At 70.5% G+C, this 15,078-nt stretch carries 14 protein-coding genes; 9 read left to right on the forward strand and 5 right to left on the reverse strand.

The genetic code is table 11. The annotated features are described in order from the left end of the window. The 5 genes from ACFW0G_RS08390 to ACFW0G_RS08410 all read right to left on the reverse strand — a co-directional run bounded on the left by ACFW0G_RS08390 (position 1) and on the right by ACFW0G_RS08410 (position 4,622). Positions 1–762 carry an amino acid ABC transporter ATP-binding protein gene (locus ACFW0G_RS08390; protein ID WP_378324191.1) on the reverse strand — a complete coding sequence of 254 codons (762 nt, stop codon included), beginning with the start codon at positions 760–762 and terminating at the stop codon, positions 1–3. Next, positions 759–1,643: an amino acid ABC transporter permease gene (locus ACFW0G_RS08395; protein ID WP_378324193.1), complete on the reverse strand. Its 885-nt coding sequence runs from the start codon at positions 1,641–1,643 to the stop codon at positions 759–761. Before ACFW0G_RS08395 ends, ACFW0G_RS08390 begins: the two co-directional genes overlap by 4 nt. Then, positions 1,640–2,158 carry a GNAT family N-acetyltransferase gene (locus ACFW0G_RS08400; protein ID WP_378324194.1) on the reverse strand — a complete coding sequence of 173 codons (519 nt, stop codon included), beginning with the start codon at positions 2,156–2,158 and terminating at the stop codon, positions 1,640–1,642. Before ACFW0G_RS08400 ends, ACFW0G_RS08395 begins: the two co-directional genes overlap by 4 nt. Positions 2,159–2,257: 99 nt before the next feature. Next, positions 2,258–3,481: an MFS transporter gene (locus tag ACFW0G_RS08405; RefSeq protein WP_378324196.1), complete on the reverse strand. Its 1,224-nt coding sequence runs from the start codon at positions 3,479–3,481 to the stop codon at positions 2,258–2,260. Positions 3,482–3,578: 97 nt separating this feature from the next. Continuing rightward, positions 3,579–4,622, reverse strand: coding sequence for a TRM11 family SAM-dependent methyltransferase (locus tag ACFW0G_RS08410; RefSeq protein ID WP_378324197.1), 1,044 nt, complete (start codon positions 4,620–4,622; stop codon positions 3,579–3,581). A gap of 25 nt (positions 4,623–4,647) precedes the next feature. On the opposite strand from ACFW0G_RS08410, the gene ACFW0G_RS08415 reads away from it, so the two are divergent. From ACFW0G_RS08415 to ACFW0G_RS08455, 9 genes are all read left to right on the forward strand, one after another. Then, positions 4,648–5,661: a bifunctional oligoribonuclease/PAP phosphatase NrnA gene (locus ACFW0G_RS08415; protein ID WP_378324199.1), complete on the forward strand. Its 1,014-nt coding sequence runs from the start codon at positions 4,648–4,650 to the stop codon at positions 5,659–5,661. 334 nt (positions 5,662–5,995) lie between these two features. After that, entirely contained in the window at positions 5,996–7,342 is a 1,347-nt protein-coding gene (locus ACFW0G_RS08420; RefSeq protein WP_378324200.1) for an MATE family efflux transporter, read from the forward strand. A gap of 415 nt (positions 7,343–7,757) precedes the next feature. Further along, complete coding sequence (locus ACFW0G_RS08425) at positions 7,758–9,092, forward strand: MFS transporter (protein WP_378324202.1); 1,335 nt, start codon at positions 7,758–7,760, stop codon at positions 9,090–9,092. Positions 9,093–9,140: 48 nt separating this feature from the next. Then, the gene (gene truB, locus ACFW0G_RS08430) at positions 9,141–10,052 is read left to right on the forward strand and encodes a tRNA pseudouridine(55) synthase TruB (RefSeq protein WP_378324204.1); all 912 of its coding nucleotides are present in this window, start codon (positions 9,141–9,143) and stop codon (positions 10,050–10,052) included. Between the two features lie 45 nt (positions 10,053–10,097). Next, positions 10,098–11,066 carry a bifunctional riboflavin kinase/FAD synthetase gene (locus tag ACFW0G_RS08435; RefSeq protein ID WP_378324205.1) on the forward strand — a complete coding sequence of 323 codons (969 nt, stop codon included), beginning with the start codon at positions 10,098–10,100 and terminating at the stop codon, positions 11,064–11,066. Positions 11,067–11,193: 127 nt separating this feature from the next. Next, positions 11,194–11,670: an XRE family transcriptional regulator gene (locus ACFW0G_RS08440; protein ID WP_378324206.1), complete on the forward strand. Its 477-nt coding sequence runs from the start codon at positions 11,194–11,196 to the stop codon at positions 11,668–11,670. Between the two features lie 3 nt (positions 11,671–11,673). After that, complete coding sequence (gene thpR, locus ACFW0G_RS08445; RefSeq protein WP_378324207.1) at positions 11,674–12,177, forward strand: RNA 2',3'-cyclic phosphodiesterase; 504 nt, start codon at positions 11,674–11,676, stop codon at positions 12,175–12,177. Between the two features lie 130 nt (positions 12,178–12,307). After that, a complete protein-coding gene (gene rpsO, locus ACFW0G_RS08450) occupies positions 12,308–12,577 on the forward strand; it encodes a 30S ribosomal protein S15 (protein WP_345408651.1) in 270 nt (89 codons plus the stop codon). Between the two features lie 240 nt (positions 12,578–12,817). Then, entirely contained in the window at positions 12,818–15,070 is a 2,253-nt protein-coding gene (locus ACFW0G_RS08455) for a polyribonucleotide nucleotidyltransferase (RefSeq protein WP_378324209.1), read from the forward strand. Positions 15,071–15,078: the final 8 nt, after the last annotated feature.

The following is a 15,078-nucleotide window of genomic DNA, read 5'->3' on the forward strand; positions in this document are numbered from 1 at the left end:
TCAAAGGACTTTGTCGACGAAGGCGCGGGTGCGGTCGTGGCTCGGCTGGTCGAGTACCACCGCGGGCGGGCCCTGTTCGAGGATCCGGCCGCCGTCGAGGAAGACGACGGTGTCGGCGACCTCGCGGGCGAAACCGAGTTCGTGGGTGACGACGACCATCGTGGTCCCCGTGCCGGCGAGGTCCTTGATCACGGCAAGCACCTCGCCGACGAGTTCCGGGTCGAGCGCGGAGGTCGGTTCGTCGAACAGCAGCACGTCCGGTCGCAGCGCCAGCGCGCGGGCGATCGCGACCCGCTGCTGCTGGCCGCCGGACAGCCGCCGCGGGTATTCGTCCGTCTTGCCGGCGAGCCCGACCCTGGCGAGCAGTTCCCGTGCGAGCGCCTCAGCCTCCGCACGGGGCCGTCGTTGTGCGGAAATCGGGGCCTCGACGACGTTCTCCAGCGCGGTGAGATGCCCGAACAGGTTGAAGTTCTGGAACACGAACCCGATCCGCGTGCGCTGCTTGAGGATTTCGCGTTCCTTCAGCTCGTACAGCCGGTCGCCCGCGCGCCGGTAGCCCATCAGTTCGCCGCCGACGCTGATGAACCCGCGGTCGGCACGTTCGAGATGGTTGATCAGCCGCAGCAGCGTGGACTTCCCGGAGCCGGACGGTCCAAGAAGGACAGTCACCTCGCCGGGGCGGATCTGGAGGTCGATGCCGGTCAGGACTTCGTGTGTACCGTAGCTCTTGTGCACACCACGCACGTCCACCATGTGTTTCATCGTCGCGTACCCCGGGCGTAGTAGCGCTCCACGTAGTACTGCACGACCGAAAGCACGGTGGTGAGCGCGAGATACCACGCGGTCGCGACGAGCAGCAGCGGGATCACCCGGCCGTTGCGGGTGTAGATGACCTGGACCTGGTAGAACAGCTCGGGCAGCGCCATCACGTATACCACCGAAGTGCCCTTGACCATGCCGATGATCTCGTTCGCCGCGGTCGGCACGATCGAGCGCATCGCCTGGGGCAGAACGATCCGGCGGAACTGGCGCCCCGACGGGATTCCCAGTGCTGCCGCGGCTTCGCGCTGTCCCGCGTCCACGGCGAGGAACCCGGCGCGCACGATCTCCCCGGCGTACGCGGCCTGGTGCAGCGCGAGGCCCAATCCGGCGGCGAGGAACGGCGGGATCAGGCTCATCGTGTCGAACGAGACGAATGATGGTCCAAAAGGGACACCGAAGGAAAGCTTGTTGTAGAGGATCGCCAGGTTGTACCAGAACAGCAGCTGCAGGATCAGCGGTACCGAGCGGAAGACCCAGGTGTAGGCCCAGCTGACCGCGCGCAGCAGCGGGTTGCCGGAGACGCGCATGAGCGCCAGCACGGTGCCCAACAGGAATCCCGTGACCACACCGAAGCACGTGAGTTCCAACGTGAGCAGAACAGCCGAGAGCACGGATTTCTGGAAGACGTAGGAGGCGAAGGTCGGCCAGTCCCACGCCTTGTTGGTGACGAGGGCGTGCCCGGCCATCGCCACCAGGACGGCCACGACGACCGCGGCCACCCACGTCCACGGGTGCCGGGCGGGGACGATCTTCAGCGACGCCTCCGGCGCGGGCTCCGGGCGGGCGAGGTCGGCGGGCCGCGCGCCGACGTCGCTGGTCATGCCCCGACCGCTCTCGCCGGGACCGCGGACGGCAGGATTCTGCTGAACGGCAACGGTTTTTCCCTTGGTGGCGCGGAAACGTCGAAATGCGCGGTGTAGCCCGACGCGAGATAGAGTTCCCTGGCTTCCGGCTGGTTCGGGCCGGTGGTCAGGTACACCCGCCGATAGCCCCGACGTTCCGCCTCGGCCTCCAGTTCCGCCACGACGCGCCGGGCCAGCCCCGACCGCCGGTGCGCCCGGTGTGTCCAGATCCGCTTGAGTTCGGCGGTTTCGGGGTCGTAGCGCTGGAACGCGCCGCCCGCGACCGCGTGCCCGGCCCGCACCAGCAACAGCAAACCGCCGTCGGGCGGGGAAAACCGCTCGACGGGGTATTCCCGCAGCTCGTGGTGGACGTCCGCGAGCACCCGGTGATAGCGGCTCGAGTACTCACGGGCGAGATCGGCGAGCAACGGCTTGACCCGCGGATCGGTCTGCCGTACCCACACCGATTCGGGCGGGGGACCGGAAATGGGCATGACGGCACCTGTCTGGAATGGGGAGGCATCAGGAAAACCACGGCGGGACAACGCTTTCTCGCCGACGGTTTCGACCTTAGGAACCCGCGTGGACCGGGGTCAACGCTCGCCGCCCTGGTTCCAGATCGTGGAAGCACGCCTTCGCTCGCTGGACAACGGCACGCAAGCGGCCATCGCGAACGCGGCCGCGCCACCAGTGATCATCACCGTACGCACCGAACTCGCGTCCACGACCATCCCGCCGGCGAGCGCGCCGAGCGAGAACGTCGCCTGGAACGAGGAGGTGAACAGTACCGACGCCGCCTCCGGGCTCCGCGGCGCGGCGTGGGCGAACCACGTCTGCGAACACACCGGCACCGCGCCGTACGCGAGTCCCCAGACGACGAGCAACGCCGCCGCGCCGAACACCGAGCCACCGGCGAACGGGAGAGCCGTCGTCGCGCAGGCGATCATCACCGCACTGACCGCGAACGTGGCCTTGGGATGCCGGGCCACCGCGGCGCCCGCGACGAAGTTGCCGGTGATCCCGGCGAGCCCGTAGCCGAACAACAGCACGGTGATCAGTGCCGGACCGGCGTGCGTGACCTGTTCGAGCAGCGGCGTCACGTAGGTGTAGGTGCCGAAGTGGGCGAGCACGATCAGGACGGTCACCAGCAGCGCCCAGCGGACCGCGCGGCTGCGCAGCATGCCGCCGAGCACGTCGAGCCGCGTCGCCCGCTCGGAAGGAAGGGCCGGGACGAACACCGCCAGTGCGGCGAGCACCCCGAGCGTCAGCGCGCCCATGACGGCGAACGCGGCCCGCCAGCCCCACTGCGCGCCGATGAACGTGCCCGCGGGGACGCCGATCACCGACCCCAGCGGTACGGCCGAGAAGATCACCGCGGTCGCCCGCGCCACCCGCGCCCGGGGCACGAGGCGTTCGGCGAGGCCCGCCGCGATCGACCAGAAGGCACCGATCACGATCCCGACCAGCACCCGGGACACCATCAGCACCGGATAGTTCGGCGCGACGGCGGCCAGGAAGTCGGCGATCGTCAGCACCAGCATCAGCACGCCGAGCATGAACCGCCGGTCGAGCCGCGCGGTCGCGACGGTGACGACGGGGGCGGCGATCGCGGCAAGAATGCCGGGCGTGGTCATCATCAACCCCGCGGTGCCGTCGGAGAGGCCGAAGGTGGAACCGATCGGGGTCAGCAGGCCGATCGGCAGGATTTCGGTGGTGACGATCGAAAAGATCCCGAGCGTCACCGCGACCACGGCGAGCCGGCCGGTCAGCGGTGCGCGGGTTTCGACGACGGCGGAAGGCGTTGTGCGTACGGACATGGCGGCAAGTCCAGCACCGGCGGGAGTGCCCGGTCTGGCGAATTCGCGACACCTCGGTGGCGCGCGAGGGTGACGTCGGTTTCCCGCCAGTGTCCTCTTAGGACACCGGCTTCGCGGCGACCACGAGGTCGCGCACGATCGCCTGGTCCACCCGGTGCGAGAACTCGTCGTACGGCCCGCCCTCGCGGACGTCCAGCCCGGCCCGGCCGAGCACCGCGACCAGGTCCTCGCGCGGGAGAACCATGGTGTTCCAGGAAATCCCGATCGCCCCGCCGGGCCGCAGCACGCGAGTCCACACGGGAATCGCGGCGGCGAGCAGATCACGCGGGCTGCGTGCGAGCGACGCGTCCTGCGTGCGATGGCTACCGTGCTGGACGCCGTACGGCGCGTCGGTGACGATCACGTCGACCGAGCCGGGCTTCACCAGTTCGTCGGTGGTGAGCGTGTCGGCGTTGTAGTACGTCAGCTGTCGCGTCTCGCCCGCCTTGTACTGCTCCTTGCTGAACGCGTACTCGATGTCGAGCCTGCGTCCCAGCCGTGTTTTGTTGCGCCGCAGCAGGCCCGATTCGGCGCTGTGCTTGACCCGCTTGGTACGCAGCCACGTCTTGATGAACTGCTCGTAGGCCTCGAAGTCCTTGCCGTCGACGTCGAGCCCGGTCGCGTCGAAGCCGTACATCATCGCCTGGTTCAGCGTCGTGCCGCGCCCGCACAGCGGGTCGAGCAGGCGCACCGGCTTGCCGAGCCACGACGTCGGCTTCGCGGTGGCCAGCAGCGTGGCGTTGAGCAGCAGTTTCGTGAACTGCTCGTTCGTCTTGCCCGCGTACTTCTGGATCGTCAGCAGATCCGAGTCCGTCGTCGCGAGCGGGCGCACGGTGACCGGGCGCAGCACGCCGTCGCCGAGCTCGAACAGCGCGTAGAGCGAGGACAGGTTCGACAGCAGGGCCAGGTCCCGCTCGCCCAACGCGGTCGAGGTGGCGAAGCGCACATAGCCGACGCCGCCGAGTTCGACCTCCTCGATCCCGGACAGCTCGACGCTCAGCGCGTCGCCGAAGACCGCCAGCTCGGCGCGCAGCAGCGCGGGGGAGGAGGCGGCGTAGACCCGGTTGGCCGACGGGTGGACCAGAATCACGTACTCGGACATCCCGCAGAGCGTAGCGTGACGCACTGTGACAGCTACTTTGGCGCAGGACATCCAGGAAGCGGCCGCGCTGCTGGCCACCGCCACCGACGTGACCCTGCTCGGGCACGTCCGCCCGGACGCCGACGCGCTCGGCAGCGCACTGGCCCTCGGCCGCGTACTGCACCAGCGCGGCGCGAGCGTCCGCGTCTCGTTCGCAGAACCGGCCGAGCCACCGGAAACCCTTCGCTGGCTGGACGTCGACGGCCTGCTCACCCCACCCGGCGAGCTGCCCGTGTCCGAACGGCTGCTGGTGGCGCTGGACACGCCGACGCTGGGGCGGCTCGGTTCGCTTGCCTCGCGGGTGGCGACCACCCGGCAGATCGGCGGCGACGTGCTGGTGATCGACCATCACGCGACGAATGCCTACTACGGCACCCGGCACGTCGTCGACGACACGGCCGAAGCCACCGCGGTGCTCGTCTTCCGGATCCTCTGCGAAATGGGCCTCGAACTCGACGAGCCGACCGCTCGCGCCCTGTACGCCGGGCTGGTCACCGACACGAGCGGCTTCCGCCGCGCCCGCCCGGACACGCACCGGATGGCCGCGCGGCTGCTCGAAGCCGGGGTGAATCCCGAGCAGGTGGCGCGGCGCATCGTCGACGATCACCCGTTCGCGTGGCTGCCGATGCTGTCCTCGGTGCTTGCCGGCGCGCGGCTCGAACCTGAAGCCGCGCAAGGGCTCGGGTTCGTGCACGCCGTGGTGCGTCTCGACGCCGCGAAGACCGTGCGGCCCGAGGAGGTCGAGTCCGTGATCGACGTCGTGCGGGCCACCAGCGAGGCCGGGGTCGCCGCGGTGCTCAAGGAGGCCGCGCCGCTGGACCACGGCTCCCGCTGGCAGGTTTCGCTGCGCTCGACCGGCGGCATGGACGTCTCCGCGGCGGCTGCCGAATTCGGCGGCGGCGGACATCGGATGGCCGCGGGCTGCACGGTGGAAGGCGCGGCCGAGGAGGTCATCGACGGCCTCCGCGCCGCTCTCTCCCGCGCCCCACTGCTGCGCTGAGCCGTTCCGCTCCACTGTGGACGGACGTTCCGTGAATGCCACATTGAGGGACTCAGAGTCCGTCAATGTGGCATTCACGGAACGCCGAAGGAATGAACGGAAGATTCAGGACGCTCTGAGCGCCCCCGAATAGACAGCCTACGGGGTAGGGGTGACGGAAAGCGCGTGGCGCGGTCGCCGAGGGACGCCCTTGGTGCGTTGAGTGCGACGGGGGCGTCCCTCGGTGCGGTCAGTGCACCCGGGGCGTCCCTCGGTGCGCGCGTCGGAATCCGGCCTGGGAAGTTCCCGCTTCCCGCAGGGCGGAATTGTCGGGGGCGGTCGTTACGCTCGGCGCGTGCCGAACGATTCCGAACTGGACACCGAGGCCGGGGCCGAAACCGAGCGGATCCCCGCCAAGCGGGTACTGGGCCTCGCCGTGCCCGCGTTGGGGGTGCTCGCCGCCGAGCCGCTGTACGTACTGGTCGACACCGCGGTCGTCGGCCACCTCGGCGCGCTGCCGCTGGCCGGGCTCGCCGTCGCCGGGGTCGTCCTCGCACAGGTGTCCACGCAGCTCACGTTCCTGTCGTACGGCACGACGTCCCGCACCGCGCGGCTGCACGGCGCGGGCAGGCGCGCGGACGCCGTCCGCGAGGGTGTGCAGGCCACCTGGCTCGCCGTGCTCGTCGGGCTGGTCCTGCTGGTCGCCGGTCAAGTGCTGGCCGGGCCGGTGGCGCGAGTGCTCACCGGCAACGACGAGATCGCCGCCGCGGCGGTGTCCTGGCTGCGCATCGCCCTGTTCGGCGCCCCGCTGATCCTCATCACGATGGCGGGCAACGGCTGGATGCGTGGGGTCCAGGACGCGACGAGACCGCTGCGCTACGTCTTGGCGGGCAACGGGATCTCGGCGGTGCTGTGCCCCGTGCTGGTGTATGTCGCGGGGTGGGGCCTCGAGGGTTCCGCGATCGCGAACGTCGTCGCGCAGGTGATCTCGGCCGGGTTGTTCGTCGCCGCGCTGGTGCGGGAGCGGGTCTCGCTGCGTCCGGAGTTCGGGGTCATGCGGGCTCAGCTGGGCCTCGGCCGGGACCTCGTGCTGCGCAGCCTCGCGTTTCAGGCGTGCTTCGTCTCCGCGGCCGCCGTCGCGGCGCGGACGTCGGCGGAGGCGGTGGGCGCGCACCAGGTCGTGCTCCAGCTCTGGACGTTCCTCTCCCTCGTGCTCGACTCGCTGGCCATCGCCGCGCAGTCGCTGATCGGGGCCGCGCTCGGGGCGGGCGTGGCGCGTCAGGCCCGGGGTGTCGCCGGGCAGATCACCGGGTACGGGCTGGTGTTCGGCTGCGTGCTCGGCGTGGTGTTCGCGGGGCTGTCCGGCCTGCTGCCGCACGCCTTCACGACGGACCCGGGTGTGCTCGGCGAGATCCCGCACGCGTGGTGGTTCTTCGTGGCGCTGCAACCGATCGCCGGAGTGGTGTTCGCCCTCGACGGGGTCCTGCTCGGTGCCGGCGACGCGGCCTTCCTGCGCACCGCGACGCTGCTCAGCGCGGCGCTCGGGTTCCTCCCGATGGTGTGGGCGTCGCTCGCCTTCGGCTGGGGGCTGACCGGGATCTGGGCGGGCCTGTCCGCGTTCATGGTGCTGCGGCTCGTGTCGCTGCTGTACCGCTGGCGCTCCGGCCACTGGGCCGTCACCGGCGCCACCCGCCCCGCCTGACCCCGTTCCCGCCGCGAGTCCCACGTTCGCGCGCCCGGGTTCCGCGCTGACGCGGGCAGCGCCGTGGCCGCCCGCCCCGGGGCCGCCCACGTCGCGAACGCTCCGTTCGGGACGTTCAACGTCGGCAACGCGTCGTTCGCGACGTGTCGAGCCCCGCCACCCGCGAATCCCCGCCCCGGCACCCACCGGGCAGGTGTGGCGAGAGAGCGAACTCGCGTGCCTGAACGGCGGACTCGCGTGATCAGACGGAGAACTCGCGTGATTGGACGGAGAAGTCGTTGTGGAGAGCGCAACTGACCGCACTGTGTGGGCAAAGACACCCGGGTAACGGCTAGGTTTCGGCGTTGCTTAGGCGATACAACTGATACGGCGGCAACGGGGACGCCCTGTCCGTACCGAACCCTGGGAGGAACCCGTGTCGCCCGCCACCGGCCGAGTCACCGCCACGAGCCGGGCCTGGTTCATCTGGGTGGCCGCCGTCACCGTCTACCTGCTCGCGGTCTTCCACCGCACCTCCTTCGGCGTGGCCGGGCTGCAGGCCGCCGAACGCTTCGGCGTCGGCGCGGCCGCGCTGGGCACTTTCACCGTCCTCCAGGTCGGCGTCTACGCGGCGATGCAGATCCCCACCGGCGTGCTCGTCGACCGCTACGGCCCGCGCCGGATCCTCATCGCCGCCCTGCTCTTCCTCGGCCTCGGCCAGGTCCTGCTCGGCATCGCCCAGTCCTACGCGCTCGGCCTCGTGGCCCGCGGGATCCTCGGATTCGGCGACGCGCTCACCTTCGTCAGCGTGCTGCGGCTGGTCGCGGCGCACTTCCCCGGTCGCCAGTACGCCGTCCTGACCTCGCTCACCGGCGCGGTCGGCTACGTCGGGAACCTCGCCGCCACCGTCCCGCTGACACTCCTGCTCGAAGGACCCGGCTGGGTGCCGACGTTCCTCACCGTCGGGCTCGTCACCGTCGCCTACGCCGCGGTGGTCGTCCTGCGGGTGCGCGACGTTCCGCACGGCGAGCCCGAACCCGTCCGCGAACGGGTGCACCCCAAGGCATTGGGCCGTCAGGTGATCCGCGCGTGGAAGGTGCCGGGGACGCGGCTCGGCTTCTGGGTGCACTTCACCACCATGTTCGCGCCGAACGTACTGACGTTGTTGTGGGGCATGCCCTTCTTGGTCCAGGGACAGGGCATGCCGAAGTCCTCGGCGAGCGCGCTGCTGACGGTGTTCGTCTTCGGCTCGATGATCGGCGGTCCGCTGGTCGGCGGGATCATCGGGCGGCACCCGTCGCTGCGGATGCCGCTCGTGGGCGGATACCTCGGCGGCGCCACGCTGGTGTGGGCGGTGCTGCTCGGCTGGGGCGGCCCGCTCCCGACGGCCGTGCTGGTGCCCGCGTTCGCCTTCCTCGCGCTCGGTGGTCCGGCGTCGATGATCGGCTTCGCCCTCGCCCGTGACTACAACCCGCTCGAACGCGTCGGCACCGCGACCGGTGTCGTCAACGTCGGCGGTTTCGTCGCCACCACGCTCGCGGCGCTGTCCATCGGCGTCCTGCTGCAGTGGACCGGCGGGAACTTCCGCGTCGCGCTGCTGGCGGTCGTCGCGTTCCTGATGCTCGGCACCTCGCGCATGCTGGTGTGGTGGCGCCGCACCCGCGCGCACCTGTTCGCCGCCGAAGCCCGCGGCGAGACCGTGCCGGTCCGCATCCGCAGGCGCCGCTGGGACGCCGAACCGGCCGAAACCCCTGTGGCGGCCGCAAGTTGATCACCGGCGCCTCCGGACGGCGAAACCCCGCTCGATAGGGTTCGCCCCGTGTCACGCCCCAAACAGTCCCGCCCCGCCCCGCCGCCCGGTCTGCTCATCGTCGACAAGCCCGCCGGGATGACCTCGCACGACGTCGTCGCCCGCGCCCGCCGCATCATGGGCACTCGCAAGGTCGGCCACGCGGGCACGCTCGACCCGATGGCCACCGGCGTCCTCGTCCTCGGCATCGAACGGGCCACCAAACTGCTGGGCCACCTCGCGCTGGACCGCAAGACCTACCTCGCGACGCTCTCGCTGGGCCGGTCCACCACCACCGACGACGCCGAGGGCGAGATCCTCGCCGACGCCGACCCCGCCGCCCTCGCGAAGATCACCGACGAGGACATCGCCGCCGGGATCGCGAAGCTCACCGGCGACATCCAGCAGGTCCCGAGCGCGGTCTCCGCGGTCAAGATCGACGGCAAACGCGCCTACGCCAGGGTCCGCGCGGGCGAGGAGGTCGTGCTGCCGCCGCGTCCGGTGTCCGTCTACCGCTTCGACCTCCTGGCCACCCGCCGCGAAGAGGACCGGATCGAACTGGACGCGGTCGTCGAATGCTCGTCCGGCACCTACGTCCGCGCGCTCGCCCGCGACCTCGGCGCCGGGCTCGGCGCCGGCGGCCACCTCCAGGCACTGCGGCGCACCACGGTCGGCCCGTTCACCCTGGCCAAAGCACGGACGCTCGATCAACTGGAGGACAAGCCCGAACTCTCGCTCGATCTCGACGCCGCCGTCGCCGCGGCCTTCCCGCGCCGCGATCTCGACGCCGCCACCGCCCGCGCGATCCGGCACGGGCAGCGCATCCCGGCCGCCGGGATCAAGGGCACTTACGGCCTCTTCGCCCCGGACGGCCGGGTGCTCGCGCTGGCCGCCGACGAGGAGGGCGTGGCCCGTTCGGTGGTCGTGCTGCTGCCCGCATAGGGTGGGGCACGGCGAAAGACAACGGCTGTGGGAGAGAAGGCGAAAGTGCAGCGTTGGCGTGGTCTGGGGGACCTTCCCGGCAGCTGGGGCCGGTGCGTGATCACCATCGGCATCTTCGACGGCGTGCATCGCGGGCACCAGGAGCTGATCAAGCGGACGGTGCGCGCGGCCGCCGAACTGAACGTGCCGAGCGTGGTGCTGACCTTCGACCCGCACCCGTCCGAGGTACTGCGCCCCGGGAGCCATCCCGCGCAGCTGACTTCGTTGCGGCGCAAGGCGGAACTCATCGAGGGTCTCGGCGTCGACGTGTTCGCGGTGCTGCCGTTCACCCTCGAGCTGTCCCGGCTCCCGCCGCACGAGTTCGTGCACGAGATCCTGGTCGACCGGCTGCACGTGGCCGAGGTGTTCGTGGGGGAGAACTTCACCTTCGGCGCCAAGGCCGCCGGGGACATCGCCCTGCTGCGCACGCTCGGCAAGCGGTTCGGGTTCGTCGCCTACGGCGCCGAACTGCAGGGCCGCTCACTGTCCGAGAAGGACAAAGCGGCCAGCCAGATCACGTTCTCCTCGACCTACGTCCGGTCCTGCATCGACGCCGGTGACGTGGTCGCCGCCGCCGAGGCGCTGGGCAGGCCGCACCGTCTCGAAGGGATAGTGGTCCGCGGCGACGGCCGGGGCCACGATCTCGGCTACCCGACGGCGAACCTGTCCACCCCGCGCTTCGCGGCCGTTCCCGCCGACGGTGTCTACAGTGCCTGGTTCACCCGATCGTCCGAACCGGACCGGAAGCTGGCCGCCGCCGTGTCGGTCGGCACCAACCCGACCTTCTCCGGCCGGGAGCGCACGGTCGAGGCCTTCGTGCTCGACCTCGAAGAGGACTTCTACGGCCAGCACGTGGCGCTGGACTTCGTCACCCGGCTTCGCGACCAGGTCCGGTTCTCCCGCTCCGAGGATCTGGTGAAGCAGATCGACGACGACGTGGTCCGCACCAGGGAAGCACTGCGGTCCGAAAGCTGATCGTCCCCCGGTCGGGCCAGCCGGGGTGATGAAACGTCTGTTTCGCCCTCACCGGCGGCCCCGGGGTGGCAAGATGCTCACGGCGGTGCGAGAGCGACGAAATAGCGGGCTAACGGGAGCGGAACTGGTGGAGGACCACAAGATCGTCCAGCGGAACATCGCGCTGCAGCGCGAGTGGTACGGGGAACCACTCGGCGATCGGGTACGCCGCCTGGTGGTCGCCTTCGACGTCTCGCAGGCCTTCCTCGCCGAGGTGCTCGGTATCAGCGCCCCGATGCTCAGCCAGGTGATGAGCGGCCGCCGCGCCAAGATCGGGAACCCGGTCGTGCTCGCGCGGATGATCATGCTGGAACGCAAGACCCTGGTGCCCGACGTCGCCGCGGGCAACCGCGAGGCGATCCTCGCCGCGCTGGAGGACGTCCGCGACGCCCGCCCGACCGTCGGCCGGGACAACCTGCCGGTCGGCACCGCCGACGACCGGGCCGTGCTCGCCGCGCTGCGCGACATCGCCGAGGACGAGGACCTCGGCGAGGCCGCCAAACGGCTCGGCGACGACTTCCCCGCGCTGGCCGATCTGCTGCGCCGCGCCGGAGCGCACACCTAGCCCGTGCACGTGTTCAGCGCGCTGGTGCCGCCCGCGGACGTCGTCGACGCGCTCGCGGCGGAGCTGGGGGAGCGCGGGGACAACCGGCTGCGCTGGTCCTCGCAGGAGGACTGGCACGTCACACTGGGTTTCTACGGCCACGCCGACGCGGCCGAACGCGCCGGGTGGCTCCGGGAAAGGCTCGCCGGACGGCCCGCGATCGACGTCCGGCTGGAAAATGCCGGGACGTTCCCCGGCGTCCTGTGGTTGACTGTCGCCGGTGAGGGGCTGACGGCGCTGGCGCTGGCGGCCGGGGCGGACGCCGAGACGCGGCCGTACCGGGCGCATCTGACGCTGGCCCGCTTCCCCCGGGAGGAACCGGAGCTCGCCCGGCTGTGGAAGACACGGCTGTCCCGCTTCTCGAGCCGCGCCTGGACGGCCACCGAGGTGGCCCTGATGCGCAGCGAGCGGACCCCGGACGGGTCACGCTATCGAGTGACGGACCGGTTCCCGCTGGAGCGCGCCTGAGGGCCGCGATCACGCTGCTGGTAGCCTTGACAATCGGGTCCGGCTGCAGTCCGTGGCGGCCGTGACCGTCTCACCCGGCGTCGATCACGTCCGGGCCGCACGGCACTGACACAACCAAGGAGCACCACCAGTGGCACTGTCCACCGAAGAGAAGAAGTCGATCCTGGCCGAGTACGGCGTGCACGACTCGGACACCGGATCCCCCGAGGCCCAGGTCGCGCTGCTGACCAAGCGCATCATCGGCCTCACCGAGCACCTCAAGGAGCACAAGCACGACCACCACTCGCGTCGTGGCCTCCTGCTGCTCGTCGGCCGCCGTCGTCGGCTGCTGAACTACGTCAACAAGGTGGACGTCGAGCGTTACCGTGCGCTGATCCAGCGTCTCGGCCTGCGCCGATAGCGTGAAACCGGGGGGAGTGGCCACGGCCGCTCCCCCCGGTCGCATAAGCAGTAAGAAGAGAACCGGCGCGAGCGCGCACGAGGAATCCGTCCGCCGGTCCTCGGTAGTGGTTCCCGGGAAACGGTTCCCGGGGGCTTCGATCGAAGACCGGCCTCACTCCTCGAGCGTCCTCAGGCGAAACGGGTCCCAGGATGGGAGACTCGCGCCGTTGCATGAGGAACTAAAGAGGAGATACACCCTATGACCGACTCCACCGGAGTCACCGTGCACGAAACCGAAGCCGTGCTCGACAACGGCCGTTTCGGCACCCGCACCGTCCGCTTCGAGACCGGCCGCCTGGCCAAGCAGGCCGCCGGTGCCGTGGTCGCGTACCTCGACGAAGAGACCATGCTGCTCTCGGCGACCACCGCGTCGAAGCACCCGAAGGAGCACTTCGACTTCTTCCCGCTGACCGTGGACGTCGAGGAGCGCATGTACGCCGCGGGCCGCATCCCCGGCGCGTTCTTCCGCCGCGAGGGCCGCCCGTCGACCGACGCGATCCTCACCGCCCGCCTGATCGACCGCCCGCTGCGCCCGTCGTTCACCGACGGCCTCCGCAACGAGATCCAGGTCGTCATCACCGTCCAGAGCCTCAACCCGGACGACCCGTACGACGTGCTGGCCATCAACGCCGCCTCGGCGTCGACCCAGATCGCCGGGCTCCCGTTCTCCGGCCCGATCGGCGGCGTCCGCGTCGCGCTGATCGAGGACCAGTGGGTCGGGTTCCCGACCTGGCAGCAGCTGGAGAAGGCCACCTTCAACATGGTCGTCGCCGGCCGCATCGTGGGTGACGACGTCGCGATCATGATGGTCGAGGCCGAGGGCACCGAGCACACGCTGGACCTGGTCGCCGCCGGCGCCAAGGGCCCGAACGAGGTCACCGTGGCCGAGGGCCTCGAGGCCGCGAAGCCGTTCATCAAGGCGCTGTGCGAGGCGCAGCAGCGTCTCGCCGAGGTCGCCGCGAAGCCGACCGGCGAGTTCCCGGTCTACCCGGCCTACGAGCAGGACGTCTACGACGCGGTCGCCGCGATCGCGACCGACGACCTGGCCGCCGCGCTGCAGATCGCGGGCAAGCAGGACCGCGACCACGCGACCGACGAGGTCAAGGCCGCGGTGCTGGAGAAGATCGGCCTCGGCGAGGGCGAAGCCTTCCACGGCCGTGACAAGGAGGTCGGCGGCGCGTTCAAGGCGCTGTCGAAGAAGATCATGCGCAAGCGGGTCCTCACCGACAAGATCCGCATGGACGGCCGCGGCCTCACCGACATCCGGTCGCTCTCGGCCGAGGTCGCCGTGGTCCCGCGGGCGCACGGCTCGGCGCTGTTCGAGCGCGGCGAGACCCAGATCCTGGGCATCACCACGCTGAACATGCTGCGCATGGAGCAGCAGATCGACTCGCTCTCCCCGGAGACGACGAAGCGCTACCTGCACCACTACAACTTCCCGCCGTTCTCCACCGGCGAGACCGGCCGCGTCGGTTCGCCGAAGCGGCGCGAGATCGGCCACGGCATGCTCGCCGAGCGCGCCCTGGTCCCGGTCCTGCCGAAGCGGGACGAGTTCCCGTACGCGATCCGCCAGGTCTCCGAGGCACTGGGCTCCAACGGCTCCACCTCGATGGGCTCGGTCTGCGCGTCCACCATGGGCCTGTTCAACGCCGGTGTGCCGCTGAAGGCGCCGGTCGCGGGCATCGCGATGGGCCTGATCTCCGACGAGGTCGACGGCGAGACCCGCTACGTCGCGCTGACCGACATCCTCGGTGCCGAGGACGCCATGGGCGACATGGACTTCAAGGTCGCCGGCACCAAGGACCTGATCACCGCGCTGCAGCTGGACACCAAGCTCGACGGCATCCCGTCCGAGGTGCTCGCCGCCGCGCTGAACCAGGCGAAGGACGCGCGGCTCACCATCCTGGAGGTCATCGCCGAGGCGATCGACGGCCCGGACGAGATGAGCCCGTACGCCCCGCGCGTCACCAGCGTGAAGATCCCGGTCGACAAGATCGGCGAGGTCATCGGGCCGAAGGGCAAGATGATCAACTCGATCACCGAGGAGACCGGCGCCGACATCTCCATCGAGGACGACGGCACGATCTACGTGGGCGCGGCCGACGGCCCGTCGGCGGAGGCGGCGATCGACAAGATCAACGCCATCGCCAACCCGCAGCTGCCCAAGGTCGGGGAGCGCTTCCTCGGCACCGTGGTGAAGACCGCCGCATTCGGCGCGTTCGTCTCGCTGCTGCCGGGCAAGGACGGCCTGGTGCACATCTCGAAGCTGGGCAACGGCAAGCGGATCGCCAAGGTCGAGGACGTGGTCAACGTGGGCGACAAGCTCCGCGTCGAGATCGCCGACATCGACAACCGCGGCAAGATCAGCCTGATCGTGGTCAAGGACGAGGACGCCGCCAAGCCCGCCGAGGGTGACGCGCCCGCCGCCGACGCCGAGAAGGCCGACGCGTAGCAGTCCCG

This window comes from Amycolatopsis sp. NPDC058986 (assembly GCF_042741125.1).
GTDB lineage: Bacteria > Actinomycetota > Actinomycetes > Mycobacteriales > Pseudonocardiaceae > Amycolatopsis.

Coding starts and splice junctions, on each gene's coding strand:
- ACFW0G_RS08400 (WP_378324194.1), bottom strand. CDS start 2,158: ATGCCCATTTCCGGTCCCCCGCCCGAATCGGTGTGGGTACGGCAGACC.
- ACFW0G_RS08455 (WP_378324209.1), top strand. CDS start 12,818: ATGACCGACTCCACCGGAGTCACCGTGCACGAAACCGAAGCCGTGCTC.
- ACFW0G_RS08390 (WP_378324191.1), bottom strand. CDS start 762: ATGAAACACATGGTGGACGTGCGTGGTGTGCACAAGAGCTACGGTACA.
- ACFW0G_RS08410 (WP_378324197.1), bottom strand. CDS start 4,622: ATGTCCGAGTACGTGATTCTGGTCCACCCGTCGGCCAACCGGGTCTAC.
- ACFW0G_RS08405 (WP_378324196.1), bottom strand. CDS start 3,481: ATGTCCGTACGCACAACGCCTTCCGCCGTCGTCGAAACCCGCGCACCG.
- ACFW0G_RS08395 (WP_378324193.1), bottom strand. CDS start 1,643: ATGACCAGCGACGTCGGCGCGCGGCCCGCCGACCTCGCCCGCCCGGAG.